Annotated in this window: 22 protein-coding genes; 10 read left to right on the top strand and 12 right to left on the bottom strand. The window is 62.3% G+C overall.

Annotation, left to right across the window (positions count from 1 at the left end):
* Nucleotides 1-49: 49 nt before the first annotated feature.
* The 7 genes from PVZ80_RS21520 to PVZ80_RS21490 all read left to right on the top strand — a co-directional run bounded on the left by PVZ80_RS21520 (nucleotide 50) and on the right by PVZ80_RS21490 (nucleotide 9093).
* Complete coding sequence (locus PVZ80_RS21520; RefSeq protein ID WP_009050425.1) at nucleotides 50-1558, top strand: sigma-54-dependent transcriptional regulator; 1509 nt, start codon at nucleotides 50-52, stop codon at nucleotides 1556-1558.
* Nucleotides 1559-1999: 441 nt separating this feature from the next.
* Nucleotides 2000-2383 (top strand): glycine cleavage system protein GcvH, encoded by a 384-nt coding sequence (gcvH, locus tag PVZ80_RS21515; protein ID WP_009050426.1) that lies wholly within the window; start codon nucleotides 2000-2002, stop codon nucleotides 2381-2383.
* A gap of 9 nt (nucleotides 2384-2392) precedes the next feature.
* The gene (gene gcvP / locus PVZ80_RS21510) at nucleotides 2393-5245 is read left to right on the top strand and encodes an aminomethyl-transferring glycine dehydrogenase (RefSeq protein WP_016703409.1); all 2853 of its coding nucleotides are present in this window, start codon (nucleotides 2393-2395) and stop codon (nucleotides 5243-5245) included.
* A 114-nt stretch (nucleotides 5246-5359) separates the two neighbouring features.
* Nucleotides 5360-6736: an L-serine ammonia-lyase gene (locus PVZ80_RS21505; protein WP_028683221.1), complete on the top strand. Its 1377-nt coding sequence runs from the start codon at nucleotides 5360-5362 to the stop codon at nucleotides 6734-6736.
* Between the two features lie 41 nt (nucleotides 6737-6777).
* On the top strand, nucleotides 6778-7902 hold the full coding sequence (gene gcvT, locus PVZ80_RS21500) for a glycine cleavage system aminomethyltransferase GcvT (RefSeq protein ID WP_009050429.1): 1125 nt from the start codon (nucleotides 6778-6780) through the stop codon (nucleotides 7900-7902).
* 392 nt (nucleotides 7903-8294) lie between these two features.
* On the top strand, nucleotides 8295-8507 hold the full coding sequence (locus tag PVZ80_RS21495; RefSeq protein WP_007931076.1) for a cold-shock protein: 213 nt from the start codon (nucleotides 8295-8297) through the stop codon (nucleotides 8505-8507).
* Nucleotides 8508-8604: 97 nt separating this feature from the next.
* Nucleotides 8605-9093: an RDD family protein gene (locus PVZ80_RS21490; protein WP_009050430.1), complete on the top strand. Its 489-nt coding sequence runs from the start codon at nucleotides 8605-8607 to the stop codon at nucleotides 9091-9093.
* Nucleotides 9094-9155: 62 nt separating this feature from the next.
* On the opposite strand, the gene nadA is transcribed toward PVZ80_RS21490, so the two are convergent.
* The gene (nadA, locus tag PVZ80_RS21485) at nucleotides 9156-10214 is read right to left on the bottom strand and encodes a quinolinate synthase NadA (RefSeq protein WP_009050431.1); all 1059 of its coding nucleotides are present in this window, start codon (nucleotides 10212-10214) and stop codon (nucleotides 9156-9158) included.
* A 511-nt stretch (nucleotides 10215-10725) separates the two neighbouring features.
* Between nadA and PVZ80_RS21480 the strand changes: the two genes are divergently transcribed.
* The 3 genes from PVZ80_RS21480 (at nucleotide 10726) to PVZ80_RS21470 (ending at nucleotide 13075) form a co-directional block, all read left to right on the top strand.
* Nucleotides 10726-11970, top strand: a complete 1245-nt coding sequence (locus PVZ80_RS21480; RefSeq protein WP_009050432.1) for a type II and III secretion system protein family protein — start codon at nucleotides 10726-10728, stop codon at nucleotides 11968-11970.
* Between the two features lie 107 nt (nucleotides 11971-12077).
* Nucleotides 12078-12800, top strand: coding sequence for a tetratricopeptide repeat protein (locus tag PVZ80_RS21475; RefSeq protein WP_009050433.1), 723 nt, complete (start codon nucleotides 12078-12080; stop codon nucleotides 12798-12800).
* A 2-nt stretch (nucleotides 12801-12802) separates the two neighbouring features.
* On the top strand, nucleotides 12803-13075 hold the full coding sequence (locus PVZ80_RS21470) for a DUF3613 domain-containing protein (RefSeq protein WP_009050434.1): 273 nt from the start codon (nucleotides 12803-12805) through the stop codon (nucleotides 13073-13075).
* 74 nt (nucleotides 13076-13149) lie between these two features.
* Here PVZ80_RS21470 and PVZ80_RS21465 read toward each other — a convergent pair whose 3' ends face one another.
* From PVZ80_RS21465 to PVZ80_RS21415, 11 genes are read right to left on the bottom strand one after another with little or no spacing between them, the layout of a single operon-like run.
* Nucleotides 13150-14118 (bottom strand): type II secretion system F family protein, encoded by a 969-nt coding sequence (locus PVZ80_RS21465; protein WP_009050435.1) that lies wholly within the window; start codon nucleotides 14116-14118, stop codon nucleotides 13150-13152.
* 27 nt (nucleotides 14119-14145) lie between these two features.
* Complete coding sequence (locus PVZ80_RS21460; protein ID WP_009050436.1) at nucleotides 14146-15132, bottom strand: type II secretion system F family protein; 987 nt, start codon at nucleotides 15130-15132, stop codon at nucleotides 14146-14148.
* 2 nt (nucleotides 15133-15134) lie between these two features.
* A complete protein-coding gene (locus PVZ80_RS21455) occupies nucleotides 15135-16568 on the bottom strand; it encodes a CpaF family protein (RefSeq protein WP_273864517.1) in 1434 nt (477 codons plus the stop codon).
* A 3-nt stretch (nucleotides 16569-16571) separates the two neighbouring features.
* Complete coding sequence (locus tag PVZ80_RS21450; RefSeq protein ID WP_009050438.1) at nucleotides 16572-17792, bottom strand: AAA family ATPase; 1221 nt, start codon at nucleotides 17790-17792, stop codon at nucleotides 16572-16574.
* Nucleotides 17786-18289, bottom strand: a complete 504-nt coding sequence (locus PVZ80_RS21445; RefSeq protein WP_009050439.1) for a TadE/TadG family type IV pilus assembly protein — start codon at nucleotides 18287-18289, stop codon at nucleotides 17786-17788. The genes PVZ80_RS21450 and PVZ80_RS21445 overlap by 7 nt, the downstream gene beginning before the upstream one ends.
* Nucleotides 18289-18759 carry a TadE/TadG family type IV pilus assembly protein gene (locus tag PVZ80_RS21440; RefSeq protein ID WP_009050440.1) on the bottom strand — a complete coding sequence of 157 codons (471 nt, stop codon included), beginning with the start codon at nucleotides 18757-18759 and terminating at the stop codon, nucleotides 18289-18291. The genes PVZ80_RS21445 and PVZ80_RS21440 overlap by 1 nt, the downstream gene beginning before the upstream one ends.
* Before the next feature lie 8 nt (nucleotides 18760-18767).
* Nucleotides 18768-20105, bottom strand: coding sequence for a TadE/TadG family type IV pilus assembly protein (locus PVZ80_RS21435; RefSeq protein ID WP_053269769.1), 1338 nt, complete (start codon nucleotides 20103-20105; stop codon nucleotides 18768-18770).
* A gap of 37 nt (nucleotides 20106-20142) precedes the next feature.
* Nucleotides 20143-20949, bottom strand: a complete 807-nt coding sequence (cpaB, locus tag PVZ80_RS21430) for a Flp pilus assembly protein CpaB (protein WP_009050442.1) — start codon at nucleotides 20947-20949, stop codon at nucleotides 20143-20145.
* A gap of 16 nt (nucleotides 20950-20965) precedes the next feature.
* On the bottom strand, nucleotides 20966-22285 hold the full coding sequence (locus tag PVZ80_RS21425) for an ATPase AAA (protein ID WP_009050443.1): 1320 nt from the start codon (nucleotides 22283-22285) through the stop codon (nucleotides 20966-20968).
* Nucleotides 22286-22299: 14 nt separating this feature from the next.
* Nucleotides 22300-22818 carry an A24 family peptidase gene (locus tag PVZ80_RS21420; RefSeq protein ID WP_009050444.1) on the bottom strand — a complete coding sequence of 173 codons (519 nt, stop codon included), beginning with the start codon at nucleotides 22816-22818 and terminating at the stop codon, nucleotides 22300-22302.
* Nucleotides 22819-22845: 27 nt separating this feature from the next.
* Entirely contained in the window at nucleotides 22846-23037 is a 192-nt protein-coding gene (locus tag PVZ80_RS21415; protein ID WP_009050445.1) for a Flp family type IVb pilin, read from the bottom strand.
* Between the last annotated feature and the right edge of the window lie 70 nt (nucleotides 23038-23107).

Raw genomic sequence — 23107 nt, 5'->3', positions numbered from 1 at the left:
GCCAAGGCATACTTGCCACCCTCCGTTTTCCAGAACCCTTGTCCGCCCCATGCGCATCCACGTCAGCTTTATCGACCGCGTCGGTATCACCCAGGAAGTCCTGGCCCTGCTCGGTGGGCGCAACCTCAACCTGGATGCGGTGGAGATGGTGCCGCCCAACGTCTACATCGACGCCCCGACGCTCAGCCCACAAGTGCTGGAAGAGCTGCGCGACGCGCTGTTCAGCGTGCGCGGCGTGCAGGCGGTGACGGTGGTCGACATCCTGCCCGGCCAGCGTCGCCACCTGCAGCTCGACGCCCTGCTGGCGGCGATGACCGACCCGGTGCTGGCCCTGGACAGCGCCGGCAAGGTGCTGCTGGCCAACCCGGCGCTGATCGCCCTGTATGGCCGCGAGCCGGCCGGGGAAAGCGTGGCCGAGCTGTTCGACGACCCGGCGCTGCTGGAAACCCTGCTGGAACAGGGCTTTCGCCTGCCCCTGCGGGAAATCACCCTCAACGGCCAGACCCTGCTGCTGGACGCCACGCCGATCACCGACGCCGGCGCGCTGCTGACCCTGTATCAGCCCAATCGCATCGGCGAGCGCCTGTCGGCCCTGCACCACGACCATGCCGAAGGCTTCGATGCCCTGCTCGGCGATTCGCCGGCCATCCGTACCCTCAAGGCCCGCGCCCAGCGCGTCGCCGCGCTGGATGCACCGCTGCTGATCCAGGGCGAAACCGGTACCGGCAAGGAGCTGGTGGCGCGGGCCTGCCACGCCATCAGTGCGCGGCACGGCGCGCCGTTTCTCGCGCTGAACTGCGCCGCCCTGCCGGAAAACCTCGCCGAAAGCGAGCTGTTCGGCTATGCGCCCGGCGCCTTCACCGGCGCCCAGCGCGGCGGCAAGCCGGGACTGATGGAGCTGGCCAACCAGGGCACTGTGTTTCTCGACGAGATCGGCGAAATGTCGCCCTATTTGCAGGCCAAGCTGCTGCGTTTTCTCAATGACGGCAGCTTTCGCCGGGTCGGCGGCGACCGTGAGGTCAAGGTCAATGTGCGGATCCTCAGCGCCACCCACCGCGACCTGGAAAAGATGGTCGCCGAAGGCAGCTTTCGCGAAGACCTGTTCTATCGCCTCAACGTGCTGAATGTGGAAGTGCCGCCCCTGCGCGAGCGCGGCCAGGACATCCTGTTGCTGGCGCGCTATTTCATGCAGCAGGCCTGCGCGCAGATCCAGCGCCCGGTCTGCCGCCTGGCGCCCGGCACCTATCCGGCGCTGCTGGGCAACCGCTGGCCGGGCAACGTGCGCCAGTTGCAGAACGTGATCTTCCGCGCGGCGGCGATCTGCGAAAGCAGCCTGGTGGACATCGGCGACCTGGATATCGCCGGCACCTCGGTGGCGCGCCAGAACGACACCGAAGTCGAAAGCCTGGAACAGGCCGTCGAAGAGTTCGAGAAGGCACTGCTGGAAAGCCTGTACGTCAACTACCCCTCGACCCGCCAGCTGGCCAGCCGCCTGCAGACCTCCCACACCGCCATCGCCCATCGCCTGCGCAAGTACGGCATCCCCAACAAGCCCTGAAAGCCTGACGGCTGTCGCTTCCGCTCTGCTTCTGTAGGAGCGAAGCTTGCTCGCGAAAAATCTCAACGGCGCCGCAGTGCCTGGAGCCCGCGCAGCGCTCTCAGGCTCATCGCGAGCAAGCTTCGCTCCTACAAAGAAACAGTGCGAAAAGCGACCTCCACCTGTACTGAAAGCGCTACAGCGGAACGATATCGCTACAGCCGGTTGTAATCGGCGCTACGCAAGGCTTTGATCCCCATAGGCTTTTCCCTGACGCTCCAGCTGTAGCGATTTCGCTACAGCTGTCAACTTTTGCTTGCCAGGAGAAACTCATAACTTATTGATTTATAACAACTTAAAAACATTGGCCGCATTTTTGCTATGGGCTTATCCATTCAGCTCGGCCTTGCACGAGCATTCAATCGCGTCCACCAGACGAATCTGGCCCCTTGAGGAGTTTCCATGAGCGAGTTGCGTTTTACTGAAGATCACGAATGGCTGCGTACCGAAGCCGATGGCAGCGTTACCGTCGGCATCACGGCTTTCGCGCAAAACGCCCTGGGCGATGTGGTGTTCGTGCAATTGCCGGAATTGCAGGCCTACGACAAGGGCGCCGAAGCCGCCACCGTGGAATCGGTAAAAGCCGCCAGCGGCGTGTACATGCCCCTGGACGGGGAAGTGGTGGAAACCAACCCCGCCCTGGACACCAGCCCCGAGCTGGTCAACGAAGACCCGCTGGGCGAAGGCTGGTTCTTCCGCTTCATTCCCGCGGACGCCGCCGCTGTCGGCCAACTGCTGGATCAGGACGCCTACGACCGCCTGATCAAAGCCAACGCCGACGCCTGAGGAGCCGCCATGACTCAAGTCAACCTGAGCACCGCCAACGAATTCATCGCGCGCCACATCGGCCCGCGCCAGGACGACGAGCAAGCCATGCTCAACAGCCTGGGCTTCGACTCCCTGGAAGCCCTGAGCGCCAGCGTGATCCCCGACAGCATCAAGGGCACCAGCGTCCTCGACCTGCCCGCCGGGCAGAGCGAAGCCGACGCACTGGCCTCGATCAAGGCCATCGCCGCCAAGAACCAGCTGTTCAAGACCTACATCGGCCAGGGCTACTACAACTGCCACACGCCGTCGCCGATCCTGCGCAACCTCCTGGAAAACCCGGCCTGGTACACCGCCTACACCCCGTACCAGCCAGAAATCTCCCAGGGCCGCCTGGAAGCGCTGCTGAACTTCCAGACCCTGATCAGCGACCTCACCGGCCTGCCGATCGCCAACGCCTCCCTGCTCGACGAAGCCACCGCCGCCGCCGAAGCCATGACCTTCTGCAAGCGCCTGAGCAAGAACAAGGGCAGCCACGCCTTCTTCGCCTCCAGCCATTGCCACCCGCAAACCCTCGACGTGCTGCGCACCCGTGCCGAGCCGCTGGGCATCGACGTGGTGGTCGGCGACGAGCGCAAACTGACCGACGTCAGCCCGTTCTTCGGTGCCCTGCTGCAATACCCGGCGAGCAACGGTGACCTGTTCGACTACCGCGAGCTGACCGAGCGCTTCCACGCCGCCAACGCCCTGGTGGCGGTCGCCGCCGACCTGCTGGCATTGACCGTGCTGACCCCGCCGGGCGAATTCGGCGCCGACGTGGCCATCGGCAGCGCCCAGCGCTTCGGCGTGCCACTGGGCTTCGGTGGCCCGCATGCGGCCTACTTCTCCACCAAGGACGCGTTCAAGCGCGACATGCCGGGCCGTCTGGTCGGGGTGTCCGTGGACCGTTTCGGCAAGCCGGCGCTGCGCCTGGCCATGCAGACCCGCGAGCAACATATCCGTCGCGAGAAAGCTACCAGCAACATCTGCACCGCCCAGGTGCTGCTGGCCAACATCGCCAGCATGTACGCCGTGTACCACGGCCCCAAAGGCCTGACCCGGATTGCCCGGCGCATCCACCAGCTGACCGCGATCCTGGCCCAGGGCCTGAGCAAGTTGGGGATCAAGGTCGAGCAGGAAAGCTTCTTCGACACCCTGACCCTGCACACAGGCGCGCGCACCTCGGCGCTGCACGACAAGGCCCGCGCCCAGCGCATCAACCTGCGGGTGATTGACGCCGAGCGCCTGGGTCTGTCCCTCGACGAAACCACCGGCCAGGCCGATGTAGAGGCCCTGTGGAGCCTGCTGGCCGACGGTCAGGCGCTGCCGGATTTCGCCGCGCTGGCCACCACGGTACAGAGCCGTATCCCGGCGCCGCTGGTGCGTCAGTCGGCGATCCTCAGCCACCCGGTGTTCAACCGCTATCACTCGGAAACCGAGCTGATGCGCTACCTGCGCAAGCTGGCGGACAAGGACCTGGCCCTGGACCGCACCATGATCCCGCTGGGCTCGTGCACCATGAAGCTCAACGCCGCCAGCGAAATGATCCCGATCACCTGGGCCGAGTTCGGTGCCCTGCACCCGTTCGCCCCGGCCGAGCAAAGCGCCGGCTACCAGCAACTGACGTCCGAACTGGAAGCCATGCTCTGCGCCGCCACCGGCTACGACGCGGTGTCCCTGCAGCCGAACGCCGGCTCCCAGGGTGAGTACGCAGGCCTCTTGGCCATTCGTGCCTATCACCAGAGCCGTGGCGACGACCGTCGCGACATCTGCCTGATCCCTTCGTCCGCCCACGGCACCAACCCGGCCACCGCCAACATGGCCGGCATGCGCGTGGTGGTTACCGCCTGTGACGCCCGCGGCAACGTCGATATCGAAGACCTGCGGGCCAAGGCCATCGAGCACCGCGAGCACCTCGCCGCGCTGATGATCACCTACCCGTCGACCCACGGCGTGTTCGAGGAAGGCATCCGCGAAATCTGCGGCATCATTCATGACAACGGCGGCCAGGTGTACATCGACGGCGCCAACATGAACGCCATGGTCGGCCTCTGTGCCCCGGGCAAGTTCGGCGGCGACGTGTCGCACCTGAACCTGCACAAGACCTTCTGCATTCCCCACGGCGGTGGCGGCCCGGGCGTCGGCCCGATCGGCGTCAAGTCGCACCTGGCGCCGTTCCTGCCGGGCCACGCGGCCATGGAACGCAAGGAAGGCGCGGTCTGCGCCGCGCCGTTCGGCAGCGCGAGCATCCTGCCGATCACCTGGATGTACATCCGCATGATGGGCGGCGAAGGCCTCAAGCGTGCCTCGCAGCTGGCGATCCTCAATGCCAACTACATCTCCCGTCGCCTGGAAGAGCACTACCCGGTGCTCTACACCGGCAGCAACGGCCTGGTGGCCCACGAGTGCATCCTCGACCTGCGCCCGCTCAAGGACAGCAGCGGCATCAGCGTCGACGACGTCGCCAAGCGCCTGATCGACTTCGGCTTCCACGCCCCGACCATGTCGTTCCCGGTGGCCGGCACCCTGATGATCGAGCCGACCGAAAGCGAATCCAGGGAAGAACTGGACCGCTTCTGCGACGCCATGATCCGCATCCGCGAAGAAATCCGCGCGGTGGAAAACGGCAGCCTGGACAAGGACGACAACCCGCTGAAAAACGCCCCGCACACCGCGGCGGAAATCGTTGGCGAGTGGTCGCACCCCTACAGCCGTGAACAGGCGGTGTACCCGGTGGCCTCGCTGATCGAAGGCAAGTACTGGCCTCCGGTCGGCCGCGTCGACAACGTGTTCGGCGACCGCAACCTGGTGTGCGCCTGCCCGTCGATCGAAAGCTACGCCTAAGGCAGCAACAAGCTAGTAGCCTCAAGCTGCAAGAAAGAGCCGATCGGCTTCTGACTTGCAGCTTGTCGCTTCTGGCTTGTCGCTGCCTCTATAACAAGAAACCGGAGAACCAACATGTCCTTGAGCGTGTTCGACCTGTTCAAGATTGGCATCGGCCCCTCCAGCTCCCACACCGTTGGCCCGATGCGCGCGGCCGCGCGCTTCGTCGAAGGCCTGCGGCGTGACGGGCTGCTGGGCGCCACCACCTGCGTCAAGGTCGAGCTGTACGGCTCGCTCGGCGCCACCGGCAAGGGCCACGGCAGCGACAAGGCCGTGCTCCTGGGCCTGGAAGGTGAACACCCGGATACCGTGAATACCGAAAACATCGCCGCGCGCCTGCAGGAAATACGCAGCAGCGCACGCTTGACCCTGCTCGGCGAACACGTCATCGCGTTCAACGAGAAAGAACACCTGGCCATGATCCGCAAACCCCTGGCCTACCACCCCAACGGCATGATCTTCCGAGCCTTCGATGCCGCCGGGTTGCAGATCCGCAGCCGCGAGTACTACTCGGTGGGCGGCGGCTTCGTGGTCGACGAGGACGCTGCGGGGGCCGACCGTATCGTCGAAGACACCACCAAACTGACCTTCCCCTTCAAGAGCGCCAAGGACTTGCTCGGTCACTGCACCACCTATGGCCTGTCCATCAGCCAGGTGATGCTGACCAACGAAAGCGCCTGGCGACCGGAAGCGGAAACCCGCGCCGGCCTGCTGAAGATCTGGCAAGTGATGCAGGATTGCGTGGATGCCGGCTGCCGCAATGAAGGGATCCTGCCGGGAGGCCTGAAGGTCAAGCGCCGCGCGGCCGCCCTCCACCGCCAGCTGTGCAAACACCCCGAGGCGGCCTTGCGCGATTCCTTGTCGGTGCTGGACTGGGTCAACCTGTATGCCCTGGCGGTCAACGAAGAAAACGCCAACGGCGGGCGCGTCGTCACCGCGCCCACCAATGGCGCCGCCGGCATCATCCCGGCGGTGCTGCACTACTACATGCGCTTCATCCCCGGCGCCAACGAAGACGGGGTGGTGCGTTTCCTGCTGACCGCCGCCGCCATCGGCATTCTCTACAAGGAAAACGCCTCCATCTCCGGCGCCGAAGTCGGCTGCCAGGGCGAGGTCGGCGTGGCCTGCTCGATGGCGGCCGGCGCCCTGTGCGAAGTGCTCGGCGGTACGGTGCAACAAGTGGAAAACGCCGCCGAGATCGGCATGGAACACAACCTCGGCCTGACCTGCGACCCGATCGGCGGCCTGGTGCAGGTGCCCTGCATCGAGCGCAACGCCATGGGTTCGGTCAAGGCGATCAACGCCGTGCGCATGGCCCTGCGGGGTGACGGACAACACTTCGTCTCCCTCGACAAGGTGATCCGCACCATGCGCCAGACCGGCGCCGACATGAAAAGCAAATACAAGGAAACCGCCCGCGGCGGTTTGGCAGTCAACATCATCGAGTGCTGATGCAGGCACACACGCATCTCACGTTTATCCAGGAGCTGAACATGTCCACCGAAACACTGTTGAAGACCCCGCTGCATTCGCTGCACCTCGAACTCGGCGCGCGCATGGTGCCGTTCGCCGGTTACGACATGCCCGTGCAATACCCGCTGGGCGTGATGAAAGAACACCAGCACACCCGCGAGCAGGCCGGCCTGTTCGACGTCTCGCACATGGGCCAGATCCGCCTGAGCGGCGCCAATGCCGCCCAGGCCCTGGAAACCCTGGTGCCGGTGGACATCATCGACCTGCCCGTGGGCATGCAGCGCTATGCCATGTTCACCAATGAAAACGGCGGCATCCTCGACGACCTGATGGTCGCCAACCTGGGCAACGACGAGCTGTTCCTGGTGGTCAACGCCGCCTGCAAGGAGCAGGACCTGGCCCATCTGCGCCAGCACATTGGCCAGGCGTGCAGCATCGAGCCGCTGTTCGAGGAGCGCGCCCTGCTCGCCCTGCAAGGCCCGGCGGCCGTCACCGTGCTGGCGCGCCTGGCGCCGGAAGTGGCGAAGATGACGTTCATGCAATTCACCCGCGTGAAGCTGCTGGGCGTGGACTGTTTTGTCAGCCGTTCGGGCTACACCGGCGAAGACGGTTTCGAAATCTCGGTGCCGGCGGCCGACGCCGAAACCCTGGCCCGCGCCCTGCTGGCCGAACCGGAAGTGGCGGCGATCGGCCTCGGTGCCCGTGACTCGCTGCGCCTGGAAGCCGGCCTGTGCCTGTATGGCCATGACATGAACAGCCAGACCACCCCGATCGAAGCCAGCCTGCTGTGGGCCATCTCCAAGCCACGTCGTGCCGATGGCGCGCGGGCCGGCGGTTTCCCGGGCGCGGAACAGGTGTTCGCCCAACAGCTCAATGGCGTGCAGCGCAAGCGCGTGGGCCTGCTGCCCCAGGAACGCACACCGGTGCGTGAAGGCGCGGAAATCGTCAACGAAGCGGGCGAGGTGATCGGCAGTGTTTGCAGCGGCGGTTTTGGTCCGACCCTGGGCGGTCCGTTGGCCATGGGTTACATCGATAGCGCTTATGTCGCACTCGATACGCCAGTTTGGGCAATTGTTCGTGGGAAAAAGGTGCCAATGCTTGTAAGCAAAATGCCATTCGTTGCACAACGCTACTATCGCGGTTGATCAACTGTTTCTATAAGTAACGCGGTTGCGTTAAAAGTGCACTAATCTGTAACGCAACCGCCATAAAATAGTGCATATTTTCGATATTGAACTTGCCTTATAACAGTTGAAAACAATTGAACAACTCTATCGAATAAGCCCAGACGCCTAGTTCCGGCAAACAGCTGCAAGCTGAGGAAAACCGGGGTTTCGCAGGGCTTGTTTTTTCTCCCATAGTTGGCGTAGAGTTTCCCCACTGTGTTTGCATGGGTCGCTTGGAATCGTGACCTGGGCAGTAGCCAACAAGTTTGCTACAACCCGTTCGACGTCTCTTACTTTCCTGCAACCCAGCCCAGTACTCCTTCATGAGAAAGAGACTGTCATTAATTTTTTAGCGTCAAAGGAAATAAGAAATGTCCCAACGTCAGAGCGGTACCGTCAAGTGGTTTAACGACGAGAAAGGTTTTGGTTTTATCACTCCAGAAAGCGGTCCGGATCTGTTCGTGCATTTCCGCGCTATTCAGGGCAACGGCTTCAAGAGCCTGAAAGAAGGCCAGAAAGTGACCTTCATCGCTGTGCAGGGCCAAAAAGGCATGCAGGCTGACGAAGTTCAAGCCGAAGGCTGATCGTCTGTAACGAAAAAGCCCCTGATGCTGACATCAGGGGCTTTTTTGTGCGCGCAATTCCGTAAAATGGCTTCTTTCTTCGATCGAGAGGCCTGTGATGCCAAAGCACCTGCTAACCCCCCAGGGCGATTTTCCCGCCGCTGGCCTGGGCCGTCGTCTGGCAGCGATGTTCTACGATTTCCTGCTGTGCACCGCACTGCTGATCGTCACGGGCGGCATCTACAAGTTCATCCAGTTGCAGATCCTCGGTGAAACCCGGATGCGCACCCTGACCGAATCCGGCGCCCTGGACGGCGATCCCCTCTACTCGACCGTCCTGCTGTTCGTGCTGTTCGCCTTCTTCGCCAAGTTCTGGACCCACTCCGGCCAGACCCTGGGCATGCAGGTCTGGGGCATTCGCGTGCAGAACGCCGACGGCAGCAGCATCAGCCTGTGGCAGGCCCTCCTGCGCTTCATGGTCTCGATCGCTTCCTGGCTATGCGCCGGGCTGGGTTTCATCTGGGTCCTGGTGGACAAACAGAAGCGCAGCTGGCACGACATCTACTCGTCCAGCCAGATCGTGCGCATCCCCAAACAGAAAAAATAATCCGCCACACAAAAAAACGCCCCGAATGTCGGGGCGTTTTTCTGTGCGCTTGTCGAAGGCGATCAGGCATTGCCCGCCAGCTTCATCCGCGCGGCCTGGGTGAAATCGAGCATGCGCTTGAGCGGGCGAATGGCCTGGGGAATCAGCGCCGGGTCGACGAATATCTCGTTGCTACCCTCACGCAGGCACTGCAAGGTGCGCTCCAGGGTGTTCATGGCCATCCACGGGCAATGGGCGCAGCTGCGGCAAGCCGCGCCGTTACCGGCCGTTGGCGCCTCGATAAACACCTTGTCCGGGCACAGCTGCTGCATCTTGTAGAAGATGCCGCGGTCGGTCGCCACGATCAGCGTCTTGTTCGGCAAACGCTGCGCGGCGGCAATCAGCTGGCTGGTGGAACCCACCGCATCGGCCAGCTCGATCACCGAGGTCGGCGATTCCGGGTGGACCAGAATGGCCGCATCGGGATAGAGCGCCTTCATGTCCTCCAGCTGCTTGGACTTGAACTCTTCATGAACGATGCAGGCACCGTCCCACAGCAGCATATCGGCACCGGTCTGGCGCTGGATGTAGGTGCCCAGATGCTTGTCCGGCCCCCAGATGATGGTTTCGCCGTTATCCATCAGGCTTTCGACGATTTCCAGGGCGCAACTGGAGGTCACCACCCAGTCGGCACGGGCTTTGACCGCTGCCGAGGTGTTGGCGTAGACCACAACGGTGCGCTCCGGATGCTGGTCGCAGAACGCCGAGAACTCTTCCACCGGGCACCCCAGGTCGAGGGAGCAGGTGGCCTCCAGGGTAGGCATCAGCACGCGTTTCTCGGGGTTGAGGATCTTCGCCGTCTCGCCCATGAACCTGACACCGGCGACCACCACGGTCTTGGCCGGGTGAGCGTTGCCGAAACGGGCCATTTCCAGGGAATCGGACACGCAGCCGCCAGTCTCTTCGGCCAGGGCCTGAATCACCGGGTCACAGTAGAAGTGAGCCACCAGCACGGCGTCCTGAGCCTTGAGCTCGGCAGCAATCGCGGCACGGTAATGGGCTTCTTCTGCGGCAGTCAGCGGCTTGGGCTGCTTGGCGTCAAGGTGGGCCTGAACCAGAAGGCGTTCGGAAATGTGCGTCATGATCGCAAGACCTGCGGGCGCTTATGCGCGAAAGTCGAGTATACACCCGGCTCCGGACCCGTTGAGGGTACCGCCGGGAGAGTGAGTATTCATCAGGTAGGTGCAGCGTTGAAACTGCGCAAGGCTACAGAATATCCCCTTGATGTAAAAGATGATTCTGACCTGTGTCACGCCCGTGCCACACGGCTCGACCCAGCACGAAAGCCCACAAATTGCAGCCTCTGCAGAAGCGCCTCAGCGCAAACGGCTCAGTGACGCGCAATGCGCACTCGCACCATTTTTGAGCATTACAGGCAGGCGAGCCTCGACCCGGCGGCGAATCCCCTCGATCGACCAAGCGTTTTTTTACACTTCATAGCAATTTTATCTTTCTGCGCTAACGTCAGTTACAGAAACAGCTAACTGCTGGTTGGTTGCAGCAACACTTGGCGGGCTCTGGTTCAGATGACGGAGAAATGATCCCTGCTGACCGGCCCTTGCGGTTTTCCCAGCCCAAACAAGGAAGCAGTGCATGAACAGTGATTATGTACAGGTGCTCAGGAGAGTGGCGTGGACATTGATGATCGCTGGCCTCCCCACCGGGATGGCCATGGCGGCATCAAATAACTGCGCTGGATTGCAGCCACTGCCGTCGACGGTGGAAGTGGGAGAGGGTCAGCAGACGATAATGCACTCCCCCGTTGCCATTACCCGGTTGGCCGTGGGCGACCCGAAAATTGCCGATGTGTATCTCAATGGGCGGGATTCATACCTGCTGACGGGCATTGCGCCCGGCGCCACCAGCCTGATGGTCTGGACAGCCTGCGACAAGGAACCTCGCCAGAGCATGGTGTTCGTCCAGGGCAAGGGCCCTCATTCGATGGTCAGTTCGCTACTGCCCCCCTCCGAAGACCCGTCTCTGGCCAGCCAGGTGCAGACCGATATCCGCTTTGTCGAAGTCAGCCGCACCAAGCTGAAAGAGGCCGGCACCTCGATCTTCGGCAAGAGCGGTAACTTCCTGTTCAGCTCCCCGGGCACGGTCCCGTTGGTGACGGTGACGCCCGGCAATATCGGTGGCCTCGCACCGAGAATACCGCTCAACAACGGCCAGTTTAATATTGGCTTTGGTGGCGGTAACGTCCTTGGGCTGATCAACGCCCTGGAAGGCAGTGGGTTTGCCTACACCCTGGCGCGTCCGAGCCTGGTGGCGCTGAGCGGACAGAGCGCGAGCTTCCTGGCCGGTGGTGAAGTGCCGATCCCGGTCCCCAGCAGCGGCAGCGACAGTATTACCATCCAGTACAAGGAATTCGGTATTCGCCTGACCCTGACCCCCACAATCGTCGGAAATGACCGCATCGCCTTGAAGGTTGCCCCGGAAGTCAGCGAACTGGACTTCAACAACGGGATTACCGTCAACGGCATCTCGGTGCCAGCCCTGGTTGTGCGTCGCACCGACACCAGCATCTCCCTGGCCGACGGTGAGAGCTTCGTGATCAGCGGCCTGATCAGCACCACCAATACCACGGCCGTGAGCAAGTTCCCCGGCCTGGGAGAGATTCCGATCCTGGGCGCATTTTTCCGTGATTCTTCGATCAGGCGCGAAGAGAAGGAACTGCTGATGATCGTCACCCCGCATCTGGTGCAACCGCTGGCGGTCAACGCCAAGCTGCCGGTACTGCCTGGCGAGCCACTGCGCAACTACGACCCGAACTGGTTCCGTCTGTACTTCCTGGAAAACGGCAATTATGACCAGGCCGCCAGCGGGCTTTCGCAATGAACCAGGGTTCTGGCTCGTCGCTGGCCACGCTCAGGCTCGATGACACCGGACTCGGCAAGTCCGGTGTTGGCCATTCCTCGACAATCGGATTGTTCCAGGAGCGAAAAATGAAAGTAGTCATTGCTGCGTTGGGGCTGCTCATGCTCAGCGGCTGCGCCACGAACGGCAGCAGTGCCTGGTCGAAGCAGGCATGCAGCAAACTGGATTCGGATCAGGAACTGTCGCTGAGCCTGGCCGACGACATGATCGGCGAAGGCAAGCTGCACGCCGGCCTGGCCAATCTGCAACGCCTGCCGGAAGACCTGCCGCAGGTCCGCATGCGCAAGGCCAAGGTCTATCGCCAGCTCGGCCAGAGCGATGCCGAACCGCTGTACCGCAGCCTGCTCAGCACCTGCCTGGCCGCCGAAGGCGAGCATGGCCTGGGTCAACTGGCAGCGTCACGCCACGATAACGCTCTGGCCCTGGAACATCTGAAACGCGCGGCGCGCCTGTCCCCCACCGACGAGAAGATCCGCAACGATCTGGGGGTGGTCTACCTCAACCAGGGGGATACCAGGCAAGCCCGCTTTGAGTTCCTCACGGCCATGGAGCTGAAACAGGACGATCAGTTGGCAACCCTCAACCTGGTGACCTTGCTGATTTATCAAGGCAACTGGAAACAGGCCTCGGACCTGGTCAATCGTGCCGGCCTGAAGCCCGAACAAGTCACCAACGCCAAGGAGCGGGCCGAAAAACTCAGGAACGCGGTGAAGAAGTCAGCTAACGGTCAGGCAGTCAGTGCTACGGATTCGTCGCCATCAAGTGTCAATCAACCAATAACGCAGAGGTAGTGATGAAATACCAAACGCTCAGCTGCCTGGGACTCTTGCTTCTTCCGCTGGTGACCCAGGCTATCGAACCCGGCCCGGCCTCCCTGTCACAACAGCCGACCGAAACCTGGCTGCTGCTGCAGAGTCGAAACCAGGTCAAGTCGCCCATTCCTCAGAACGCCTCGCCCAGCGAACGGGAACTGACCCTGCAGCGCTGGCTGGACAACTACAAACACCCGATCCCCGAGTACTACAAGGAGTACGTAGGTTCGGGTAGTTCGGGTGGTTCAAAGTGACAATGAATCGCGATGGCGTTCAGTTCAGAGGGGGCAATGCCATCCATGCCGATGGCCCTTGCCCCTCCCCTCTTTCATAACTTCCCGAATACTTTGAAGACGCCGATGATCGCCGGTCCTATGGCGACCAGAAAGAAGCTTGGCCACAGGCAGAAGATCAGCGGAAACACCAGTTTGGTGCCGATTTTCGCGGCTTTCTCTTCGGCCTGCTGAGTGCGCCGGTCACGAAACTCCTCGGCATAGATACGCAGGGTCGTCCCCACGCTGGTCCCGAAGCGAATACTCTGCGCCAACAGGCTCACCAACCCGCGAATGTCCTCCAGCCCGGTACGCTCGGCCAGATGCTTGAGCGCTTCGGTACTGGGAATCCCGGCGCGGATCTCGGAGTTGACCAGTGCCAGCTCCATGGCCAGCTCAGGCTGGCTGACCGCTATCTCTTCCGACACCCGCTCGATCGCCTGGGGCAAGGCAAGGCCTGATTCCACGCAGACCACCATCAAGTCCAGCGCATCCGGAAAGGCGACGAGCAAACGGGTCATCCGCGCGTTCCTGCGGCTGTCGACATAGATGGCCGGTACCAGCCAGCCCACCCCCAGCGCCAGGATCACCAGCCCCATCCCCAGCAGCAGCGATACCTTCGGTATCAGCGGCAGCGCCATGACCGCCAGCGCCACCAATACCAATGGCGTCAACAGGCGCACCGCCCAGTACATCTGGACAGCGGCCGGGGAACGAAAGCCCGCATGGGTCAGCAAGGTCCGGGTCGCCGAGGTCTGCTCCTGCTCACCGGAGACAAAACGCTGGCCGACCTGCTCCAGCATCAATTGCAGGTTGCTCGGCGCCCCCTGCCGGTGACCATCGCCACCATGGCCGCGCTTGATCAGCAGCAGACGACGGTGCACCGGGTCCTGCAGCCCCTGCACCAGCAACACCAGGGTGGCCACGGCCAGCACCACGCTCAGGCCGATGGCTGCGGCAAAGACCATGCGCGCCAGTTGTTCATTACCGACCAGACGATTGATCAGGCTCAGTAGATACTCCATGACCTCACCCCCTACGAGTGATTGTGTTCACACCTGAATCCGGATGATCTTGCGTATCCAGAGGATTCCCAGCAGCATCGCCACAAACGCGCCAAGCACCATCTTCTGTCCCAGCGGCTCATTGATGAGCAGAGGCAGATAGGTCGGGCTCGAAATCACAATCCCCGCCGCCAGTACAAAAGGCATCGCCACCAGGATCCAGCCTGACATGCGCCCTTCGGCCGAGAGCGTCTTGACCTTGCGCTGAAAGCGGAAGCGGCCGCGAATCAAGCTGCTCAAACGATCCAGCACCTCCGTCAGGTTGCCACCCGTCTCGCGGTGGATCAGCACAGTGGTCACCAGCATCATCACGGTCATGCTCGGCATGCGCTCCAGCAGGCCAAGCATGGCCCGACGCACATCGTTGCCGTAGTTGATGTCGGCAAAGGTCAGGCCGAACTCGTGGGCAACCGGCCCCTTGTGCTCGTCGGCCACCAATTGCAGGGTTTCATTGAACGGATGTCCAGCACGCAGCGCCCGGCACATGGCATCCAGTGCATCCGGCAGCTGCTCCTCGAACAGGGCAAAGCGTTTGTTGCGGTCCCGGGAGATCTTCAACACCGGCAGCCAGAAGGCCACAGCCGCCGCCGGGAGCGCCACCCACCACAGTTGCGTGAACAGCCACAGCAGCATACCCGCCGCCAGCATCAGGACCAGGCTGAGCATCAGCACCCGATAGGCGCGGTATTCGTGTCCGGCCTGCTCGATCATCTGCGCCAGGGCCTCCATCGCCGGCAACTGCTCCAGGCGCGCCTCCAGCGGGGACAGGCGACGCAGGTATTTCTGGCGCAGTACCGACTGCATGTTCTCCAGGTTACTGGCCCGCTCCAGCAGGTCGAGGCGGCTGCGAATACGCTTGCGCACCTTGCCGGCCTCGCCGAACACCGGCACCGCCACGCTCTGGCTGAGCAGGAATATGGCGGTGAACACCATGCCGAGAAACGCCAGGATAAATTCACTGGGGACTTGATTCATGACTAGCCCTCCATCCAGTCTGGCCGGAACAGGCTGAGCGGCAGCTCGATGCCCCGTTTGGCCAGCACATCGCGAAATGCCGGAACCATGCCGGTGGGGCGGAACTCGCCCAGTACCTCGCCTTTCTCGCCCAGGCCACTGCGCACGAAAGCGAAGATCTCGGTCATGGTGATGATTTCCCCTTCCATGCCGTTGATTTCCTGCACGCTGACCAGCCGCCGCGTACCGTCTTCCTGCCGCTCCAGCTGGATGACCACGCCGATGGCCGAAGCGATCTGCTGACGCATGGCCTTGATCGGAAAGGTCGCCCCCGTCATCGACACCATGTTCTCGATCCGTCCCAGGGCATCGCGGGCGGTGTTGGCGTGGATGGTGGTCAGCGAGCCGTCGTGGCCGGTATTCATCGCCGTCAACATGTCCAGCGCCTCGGCGCCACGCACCTCACCGATCACGATGCGGTCCGGCCGCATACGCAGGCTGTTGCGCACCAGCTCCCGCTGGCCCACCTCGCCACGGCCCTCGATGTTCGACGGCCGGGTTTCCAGGCGCACCACATGGGGCTGCTGCAGTTGCAGCTCGGCCGAGTCCTCGATGGTCACGATCCGCTCGTTGTGCGGAATGAAACTGGACAACACGTTGAGCATGGTGGTCTTGCCACTGCCGGTCCCTCCGGAGATCAGGACATTCAACCGGCCGCGGACAATGGCCTTGAGCATCAGGGCGATGCTCGGGGTCAGGGTGCCCATCTGCACCAGGCTCTCGGTGTTGAGCAAATCCACGGCGAAGCGGCGGATCGACATGCTCGGTCCGTCGATGGCCAGCGGTGGAATGATGGCGTTGACCCGCGAGCCGTCCTTCAGGCGAGCGTCCACCAGCGGCGAGGACTCATCGATGCGCCGCCCCAGGCTGGAAACGATGCGATCGATGATATTCAGCAGGTGCTGGTCGTCGCGAAAACGCACATCCGTTCGTTGCAGCTTGCCGAAGCGCTCGACATACACCGAGGCATGACCGTTGACCAGGATGTCGGACACACTGGCGTCATTCAGCAGCGGCTCCAGAGGCCCGAGGCCGAGCACCTCGTCGGCGATCTGCTTGAGGATCAACTGGCGGCTGCTGGCATTGACCGGCGCCGAATGCTCATCGAGCAAGCGCTGGCAGATGTCGCGGATCTGCCGCCCGGCCTCGGCCGGCTCCAGGGAGTCGAGGAGCGACAGGTCCATGACCTTGAGCAACTGCTGGTAGATCTTTTCCCGCCACTCGGCCTCCATCGAGCCGAGCTTGGTCCTGGTTTCATAGAGCAGGTCCGGCACACTGGCCTCCCAGGCCATGAGCACGCTGGCGCACTCTTTACTGTCGAGGGACGCGTCCTGCGCCTCTGCCGGTGCCTGTTTGCCGGGTTGCTGACGCAGGCGATTACGAAAGTCGCTGAGCATGGCCTAGCCTCCGAACAGACGATTGAAGGTACGTTTGAACAAACTCTTCTCGGCGACCTCGATTCCGATCAGGTTCTGGGTCAGCTCGCGCAGGGCCAGGGTCACAACCGAACGTGGAGCGTGCAGCTCAAGCGGCACACCAGTGTTCTGACTCTCGCTGACCACCGCATAGTCATTGGGCAGGGTTTGCGGGTTCGGGCAACGCAGGGCATCGGCAATATCCTTGAGGCTCACCGGCGAGGTCTTGTTGTAGCGGTTGACCACCACCTGTATCCGGTTGCTCTGCACGTTCAGGTCGTCGCGCAGGATGCGGGTCAGGCGGGTGCCGTCCTTCAGGTGGCTCAGGCTCTGCTGCAACACGACGTAGATGCGATCGGCCTGTTCGAGCGTGACGCCGGTGAGGTGATCGATCTGCCGCGGCAGATCCACCACCACCCAGTCGTAGGTCCCACGGGCCAGGCGCAACAGTTTTTCCAGCTGATCCAGGTGCACATCCTGCGTCAGGCACAGCTCCCCGGTACGCCCGCCCAGTACATGCAAGGTCGGGCTGAAGTGGTTGCAATAGCCACGCAAGGCGATGCTGTCCAGGGACTCGACCTGCTTCAGCACATCCACATGGCTGTGGGTAGGCACCACATCCAGGCAATGCGCCACGCTGCCGAACTGCAGGTCCAGGTCCAGCAGCAGGGTCCTGCCACCGCGGGTGGCAAGCTGATGCGCCAGGTTGCAAGCGAGCATCGAGGCTCCCGAACCGCCCTTGGCATTCATCACCGCAATCACCTTGCCACCGATCCCCAGCTCCGCATTGGCCTCCATGAGCATACGGCCGATGGCCGCCTGCAACTCTTCTGCCGCGACTGGCTCGGGGAGAAAGTCCCGGGCGCCGGCCTGCATTGCCAGGCGCATGCCCTCGCGCTCATCCAGCGGGCCGCAGACCAGGAGCGGTGGCCGTTCCTTGAGCGGATGCTGCAACAAGGCCGCCAGCTCTTCACGCCACAGATGGCTGACGCGCAACAGCAGGAAGTCGGGCATCTGCTCCAGCCCATACAGCGGATCGGTATGCCCGTTGCTCACCAGGCGAGTGCTGACCTGCAGATTCGGCAGCCCCTGGCTCAACGCTTTCAGATGATTCAAGGTCGTCGCGTCGCGCCCACTGATCAGCAGGCGTTTGCCTTGCTTTTCAGTAGCAGCAGCGACGACGGGCGCTTCTCGGGTGCTCAACATGGTGTGATCTCCGGTGTGACTGCTGCCTGGGGCTGCCGACCGAGGCTTTCACGTGGCACGGTCGACCTGAATACCGGTAGAACAAACACCCCGTTGAACCCAGGAATCAGCAGATTGAAACTGAAATTGGATACCTGTAGCTGGACATACCGAATGGCGACAAAGCCGTTGCTGCCGCTCAGATCGTTGGGGTTGGCGACTACCGCGCCATTGGCGTCCAGATAAACCAGGTTCAGGTTGGCGGACGTCAGGTTATTGAGCAGGCTGCTCGGACCGCTGTCGGTGGAAGCGTTGAACATCGCCCGACGCAGAATCACCGGATCGGCGATATCGCACACCGCCGCCAGGCGGGCGCCGCGACGCACGGTTTCATTCAGGGCATTGACCGTGAAGTACAGCCGGCCCATTTCCAGTACACCGAACAACACGGTGAACAGCACCAGGCTGGTGATCGCGAACTCGACGGTGTACAGCCCCCGCATACCTTTGACGTTCATCACAAGGCCCTCATGACGACAGTGGAAGTCAAGGCCAGGCCCAGCGGCACGTTGCTGCCATACAAGACGGGCAAGGCACTGCCGATCACCGGCACATAGGTGTAGGTAATGCTGACCTGGACATGCTCGGCCCCCACCGCGGTGACCGTGACATTCGCCGGCGTCAGCCCCGACACCACCGCCGGGTAGCCATTGGGGTTGGCGGGCACGCCATAGACAGCGACGTTCTTGGCCTGGGCCTGCAGCGTGCCGCTCAGGTCGAGCTTGCCGAGGGTGGCGTTCCACGCCTTGTCAGCGACATAACGCCCGGCGTCGCGACTGGCCTGCATCAGGCTGTTGTACTGGAACAACATGCGGCCGAACTCGGCGAAGGTCAGCATCAGCAACAGCAGCAGCGGCAGCGTCAACACCAGCTCCACCATCGCCAACCCGCCCTGGTTGCGCGGCGACCTGAATCCTGTGCGTCCCATAAAGCCTCCTAAGAGTCGGTACTTGGCGTCTGGCTGTTGTCGATATAGGTCTTGTACAGCTGGATGATCTGCGGCCCGGTGGTATTGGCCGGGTTGGGACCAGGCACGTTGTCGCCTTCGCACACACTCTGGAACTGACCGAATATCTGCGACTCATTGCCCTGTTGCGATGCAGGCTGCAGGACGAAGTAGCAACCGAAACCCAGCACCGGTATCGACGACGCCCCGTCGTTCTTGCCCGAACAGTCACCGATCACGATCTTGATGATCCGCCGTTCGAACGCCCCGCCGTTCTGGCAGCCACCGCCGCTACCGGCAACGCAGCTGGCGGAGTCCTGGACCCAGTCGTGGTAGTCGTACAAGGCGCTGCCGGCCGCGGACAAATTGCCGCTGCTCGAGGTAACCGCCTGATTGTTGTACTGGATCTGCTTGAGCGCATCGTCGTAAGTGAACGACTTCTGGTTGACCGTGATCACCATGTCCGGTGGATAGTCCGCCGCCTTGAGACCGCCGGAATATTGGTTGAAGCGCGTATTGAGGCCCTGCGAGGCAGGCCCGACGGTGTTCCCCGGCTTGGTCTGGACATTCGAACCGACGCTGTTGCACTGGCTGATACCGCCTGCCAGCCCCTGCCTGACCGTGCTGCCGCCCGAGCCGAAATCGAGCAGCTGGAAGTTGCCGGGGCCAATCGGCGAGCTGTTGCCTGCGGCGGTTTTCAACACCTGCGGATCGCCGAACTGGAACCCCCAGAACATCCCGGTGGACGGGTTGTTTTTCGTTGGATCGCCGCACACCATCAGTGGCGTGAGGTCGCAAGGGCTGGCGGGGCTTGGCCCGGCGGTAGCGACCGCGCTCACGAACTTGTTACCGACGCCATTGCCCAGGGTCTGAAAGACGCCCCAGAAGAATCCGGCCAGGGAATAGTTGGTGACCGTCACCCGCACATAGCTCGCATTGGCCGGCCCGGGGAAAGAGAAAGGTCCATAGACAGTGGACGCCAATTCCACCGTGGCAAAACCGCCGACATTGTTGTCGATGGCGGCAGCCAGTTCCTGGTTGCCGCTGGCACTGGCATTCAGGGTCAGGGTATTGAGCGCAGCGGTCTGCGTCAGGCTCGCGGCCCCTGTCGTGCCCATGACCGTGCTGAGCGTCTTGGCACCGCTCAGCGCCGCCGCATCCACCGCATTCTGCAGGCGGGACTTGTTCACCAGCATATGGCCGCCATCCAGCGCCAGGGCCCCCATTAGCAGCATCGCGGCCAGGGCAATCACTACCAGTACAAGCATTGCGCCGCGCTGCTGCCGAGGAAATGCACTCAATGGCTGTTGGATACGCGCACTCATCATCAAGCCCTCATTGTTCGTCTATGTCGTACCCGATCATTTACAGCTGGGACTTCACAACGTTGACCTCGATCCCGCGGATCACCGTGATCCCGCTATCGCCGCTGGCACGACGCCGGACAATCGGCCGCACCACGGGAGGGGCAGGCACTTCCTGGATCATCGCGACCGGCTCGACCATCGCCGGTTGCTTCTGGTTGTCCAGCGGGTTGCGCAGAGCCAGTTGCAGCTTGCCGGCCGCCATCCCCTTGACCAATTCCTCGGCCTGCTGGGGGGTCATTTCCAGGGTCACGGCGCGCACGACCACCGGTTGGGTCTTGTCGGTACTGGCCGTCTGGTCCACCGCCAGCACCCGCAGGTCTTCCAGGATGGTCTTGGATTCGGCGTCGCCGGTATTGCCGGTCTGCCGGGTAGCCAGCACATCGACCCGGTTACCCGGCAACAGGAACCCACCCACGCCGACCACGTCGTCCACCCGGACCGAGATCGCACGCTTGGTGGGCTCAATCAGCGACGCCAGGGTGCTGCCGCCCAGGTGTTCGGCCAGGCGCGCACCACGCAGGATGTCGCCGCGCAGCATGGAGAAGGTGGCGATCTTGCCCACGACCTTCTCGGTCGCGTCGAAAGCATCTTCGGGCACGGTCTCCTTGGGCATGCGGACCAGCGCGACCTGCTGTGGCTCGACCATTTGCCCGAAAGCGATTTCCACGGTCGCCACCACCACGTTCTGCTGGTTGTCGTCGGGGGTGGCATTGAGCCTTGCATTGAGCCAGGTGTTGGCCATCCATGCGGCGCCCAGGCCCAGGACCACGGACAAGGCCACCAGAGTGAAAGTACGAGAACTCATGTCGAAATCTCCTTACTCAAAGAAAATCGAGCTGGACGAAGTAGCTGTGCCAGGCCCATTCCAGTTCCAGGGTTGACAGTGGTCCGCTGGCGCCCACATAACGCTGGCGATCGAGCGCCATGCTCAAGAGATCCCGTGGGTGGCAAGGCACCAGCGGCATGTTTTCAGCGCCATAGAGCTCATCCAGGACGTAGCGCAACAGCAGCGGGTCGTATTGGATGTTCAGGCGCTCTGTCTCTTGAATCCAGATACGTTCGTACTCCTCGGGCTTGAGGTAGCCGAACTGCAGCTTGTAGCCAATGCGCCGCAGGAACGCCTCGTCGGCCAGTTCCAACGGGTTCAGGTTGGTGGAAAACACCAGGATCAGGTCGAACGGCAACTCGCAGTGTCGGCCGCCGCCGAGGTTGAGGAAGTCGCGCTTCTCCTCCATCGGTACGATCCAGCGGTTGAGCAACTCCGCGGGTGCCATGCGCTGGCGTCCCATGTCGTCGATGACGAACAGGCCATTGCTGGCCTTGAGCTGCAACGGCGCCTGGTACTGGCGAGTGAAGGGGTCGTAGCGGATATCCAGCTGTTCCATGGTCAGCTCGCCGCCAGTGATGATGATCGGCCGTTCGCAGCACAGGAGCCGGCGGTCGATCCCTTCGTTGAGCATCAGGCTGTTCTGCGGATCGCCGACATCCAGGCGTCGGTGTACCTGGGGGTCGTAGATCTCGATCACCGCGTCGTTGATCGCAATTGCATGGGGCACCCAGACGGACTCGGAAAACAGCCGGATCAACCGGCTGCTGACATAGGTCTTGCCCGTCCCCGCCGGCCCGTAAATCATGATGGCGCGCCCGGAATTCAGGGCCACGCCCAACTGATCGAGCATGTTCTGCGCCAGCACCATGGAGCCGAAGGACGCCTGCATGTCCCGGGCACTGATACGGCCATGGTGAATGGTCTGTACCTTGAGCAGCGAGCGGTAGGCGCTCACCGGAAAGGGCGCCGCGCCGATATAGCCACTGCGCGACAAGGCATCGCGGGCAGCATTGCGGCCGCGCTCGGTCAGCCCGTAGCGCAAGCCCTGGCCACCGGCCTGGCCAAGGATCTCGACCCGATGATCCTGGCGCAGGAAGGTCAGGACCTCTTCAACCACCGCCCCCGTCAGCGCCAGGCGCTCTACCAGTCGGGGCATGTCCAGTACGCCCGCATCGTGCAGATGCTTGCAGACCAGGTCTCCGAGGAAATTGTCCGCCAGCCCGGTCTCGAGGATCGTGCGTGGCTGTGGAGCCAGTCGCTGCACTGCTTCCCGGTCATTGCCGGTCGGACGGCTGTTACTGATGGCGTACATAATGTTCTCCTGAGCTACTGGCCAAGGGGCAACCAGAGAAAGCTGGCCAATGTGCCGAGCAGGATCGCAACCGAATAGGGAAAGGGTTTGCCGGCCACTTCATCATCCGCCGGCGGAAAATAGGCCTTGGCTCTCACCATCTGCCAGTAGCGCCCCATGGTCTGTTGAACCTGACCACGTACCAACACAATCAGTACCCCGCACGCGCCGCCGGCAATCAGGCTGAAAAACGCAGCCCAGAGGGCGTGCTGCGGAGTGAGAAAGGTGCCAACCATGGCCATGAGCTTGACGTCGCCGGCTGCCATCCCGCCAAAGGCGTACAGGGGAAGAAAAACGACAAAACCGATCGACATGCCCAGCAGTCCATAACCAAACCCGATGACGCCTGAGGAATAGACCTGGCCGGCCATCCCCAGTCCCAGCCCCAACAGCACCAAGAGGTTGGGAATACGGTGGCGACGAAGATCGCTCACCACCGCAATCCCCAGCAGTCCCAGCATCAATGCAACAACGAACAATTGCTCTTTGCCCATGACTGCAGCCCTCGGTGGAAATTGGTGTTAGCAGACTTGACCCTGGACTGCGCATCCCAGGCTGGTGATGGCAGTGGCCACGTTGCCGCCCAAAGTGATAAATGCGGCAACAGCGCCCAAAGTGATCAGGCCACCGGCCACGGCATATTCCACAATGGTCAGGCCGTCTTCGTCTTTGGCGAACTTGATAACCAAAGTCTTGATCGATTGCAGATTCATTTTCCCACCTCACTCAAGTGTTTTTATGTAAGAGCAGCACTCTCGTACTGCCTGGTTGAACATTAGTCAG

The organism is Pseudomonas sp. B3G-3, assembly GCF_028640915.1.
GTDB lineage: Bacteria > Pseudomonadota > Gammaproteobacteria > Pseudomonadales > Pseudomonadaceae > Aquipseudomonas > Aquipseudomonas chlororaphis_I.
This window is presented reverse-complemented; position numbering and strand designations above follow the sequence as displayed.